The sequence below is a fragment of the Aeromicrobium sp. genome (assembly GCF_049586495.1).
GTDB lineage: Bacteria > Actinomycetota > Actinomycetes > Propionibacteriales > Nocardioidaceae > Aeromicrobium.
Genome location: NZ_JBAVCB010000173.1, coordinates 1 through 2546, shown reverse-complemented (window position 1 = coordinate 2546; position 2546 = coordinate 1). Strand labels below are relative to the sequence as shown.

2 protein-coding genes are annotated in these 2546 nt (G+C 65.6%); one reads left to right on the top strand and one right to left on the bottom strand.

Features of this window, described 5'->3' with window-relative positions:
- Positions 1 to 128 precede the first annotated feature (128 nt).
- Positions 129 to 791 (bottom strand): DUF305 domain-containing protein, encoded by a 663-nt coding sequence (locus WB508_RS09175; protein WP_423844584.1) that lies wholly within the window; start codon positions 789 to 791, stop codon positions 129 to 131.
- 112 nt (positions 792 to 903) lie between these two features.
- Here WB508_RS09175 and WB508_RS09170 point away from each other — a divergent pair, with 112 nt between their 5' ends.
- Positions 904 to 2442: an LVIVD repeat-containing protein gene (locus tag WB508_RS09170; protein ID WP_423844583.1), complete on the top strand. Its 1539-nt coding sequence runs from the start codon at positions 904 to 906 to the stop codon at positions 2440 to 2442.
- The last annotated feature ends 104 nt before the right edge of the window (positions 2443 to 2546 follow it).

Here is a 2546-nt window from a genome sequence, read left to right as displayed (position 1 = left end):
TGGCCCTCAGCTGGTTGGCCACGCTGGCCCAGAAGAAGTTCGTGGGCGAGAAGTCGGCGGACCCGCTGAACGTCGGCGCCGGCATGGGCGCCCTGTAGCCCACCCGATGCATCAGCCCGTCCGATGTGTCAGTCGTCGAGCAGCACCCGCATGCGCCCGATCTCGGCACTCTGGTCGGCGGCGACACCGGTCGCGAATTCGTTGATCTGCTGATCGGAGCCGTCGCGCAGCACACCGTCGACCATGTCGAGAGCGCCCTGGTGGTGACGAATCATCAGCTGCAGGAAGAGGCGATCGAACGCCTTGCCCCGCGCCCGCTCCAGACTGGCCATCTGATCGGGCGAGGCCATGCCGCTCATGGACGACATCGACATCTCACCGGACTCCGACCGTCCGGTCTCGATCTCTTCGGCGGTGGCCGCTTCGACGCCTTGGTCGGTCAGCCAGCCGGCCATCAGCACGATCTCCGGTCGCTGCGCGCCGTCGATCCGGTCGGCCATCCGCCGGACCTCGGCGCCCCCACCAGCATCGGGGGCAAGCTCGGCCATCTGCAACGCCTGAGCGTGGTGCGGGATCATCATCTCGGCGAACATGACGTCGACGTCGTTGGCTCCGGCAGGCGAGATCTTTGGAGCCTCGTCAAGCATCTGCGGCTCGTCGCCGGGACGCCCCGGCTGCACGATCGTCCCGTCGACGGCACGGCGGTCGTCGGTGTCGCTGCAGCCTGCCAGTGCGATGAGGGCGGCACACGCCATCGCCGCGGCCCCGGTCATGCTTCGGCTGGTCTTCACGAATCCCCCGATCCGTCGGGTGTGTGATGTCCCGATCGACACCATCATGCCGGGTCTTGATTACGCGCACCAAGTGGGTGAGGATGAATGCACTTCGGGGGAAGGACCTCTCATGCGACACGTGCGCTCTCGCGCTTCACTGCTCGGACTGGTCGGAGGCGGCGCAATCGTCGCTGCTCTGCTGTCACCGCTCACCGCCTCGGCTGAGGAATCGGTCAAGAAACCGAAACCGGACAAGTGCGCCGGGGCGCAGATGTTCTCCGAGGCGGACCGGCTCGCCGGAAACTGCCTTCCAGGCAACGACATCGCGAAGTTGCGAGGCGCCCCGACCGGCCTGGCCGCCGGCGAGACAGCGAGCAGCCCCAACACCGAGCTGCTCGCAAATCTGCCGAAGGTGGGGGCGTTCGACAGCCCGGGCGCCTACAACAGCGACCTCGCATTCCAAGGCGAGTACGCCTACGCAGGCAACTACAACGGCTTCATGGTGTACGACATCTCCACACCGTCGGCGCCCACTGTGGTCTCGCAGGTCGTGTGCCCGGGCGCTCAGAACGACGTGTCGGTCTATGGCGACCTGTTGGTGTTGAGCACCGACTCCTCACGCAACGACGAATCCTGCCAGAGCACCTCGCAGTCTGCGACGGTCAAGGAGTCGTGGGAGGGGATCAAGCTCTTCGACATCTCCGACCCCGCGCAGCCGCGGTACGTGTCCGCGATCGAGACGCCGTGCGGATCGCACACCCACACGCTCGCCCCCGACAAGGGCAACAAGAACGGCAAGGGCGAGGCCAAGGGCCTGGTCGAAGACCTGTACGTCTACGTGTCGTCGTACTCGCCCAACGCCGCGTTCCCGGACTGCCAGCCGCCGCTGGACACCGTGAGCGTCGTCAAGGTGCCGCTGGAATCGCCCGAGTCCGCCGCGATGGTCGGCCAGCCGGTGCTGTTCCCCGATGGCGGTAACCCCGGCGGCAACGGGTCGGCGACCACCTCGGGGTGTCACGACCTGACGGCCTACCCGAGCAAGGACGTGATGGCGGGCGCCTGCATGGGTGACGGCATCCTGCTCGACATCTCCGACCGTGCAAACCCGCAGGTCACCGAACGGGTGCGGGACAACGAGAACTTCGCCTTCTGGCACTCGGCGACCTTCAACAACGCCGGTGACAAGGTCGTGTTCACCGATGAGCTCGGCGGAGGCGGCGCACCCACCTGCAACGAGACCATTGGAGCCACCAAGGGCGCCAACGGCATCTACGACATCTCCGACACCGGGCAGCTGGAGTTCCAGAGCTACTACAAGATCCCGCGCGCACAGGCCAACACCGAGAACTGCGTGGCTCACAACGGCTCGCTGCTGCCGGTCAAGGGCAAGGACATCATGGTGCAGGCTTGGTATCAGGGCGGATGGTCGATGTTCGACTTCACCGACTCGGCCAATCCGAAGGAAATTGCCTGGTTCGACCGCGGCCCGGTCGATGAGTCTCGAATGGTGCTGGGAGGCCCCTGGTCGACGTACTACTACAACGGCCACATCTACTCCAACGAGATTGCTCGTGGATTCGACGTGTTCTCGGTCGACGACCCCCGCATCAAGGGCGCCGACAAGGTGAAGATGAAGCAGCTCAACCCGCAGAGCCAGCCGCAGTTCTGAGCACACGAGGCATCAGCAGCGCCGGCCAGGACTACATGAATCCTGGCCGGCGCTGCTGCGTCATGGGCCGGTCAGCTCCGCTTCGGCACGACCCACAGGTGGAT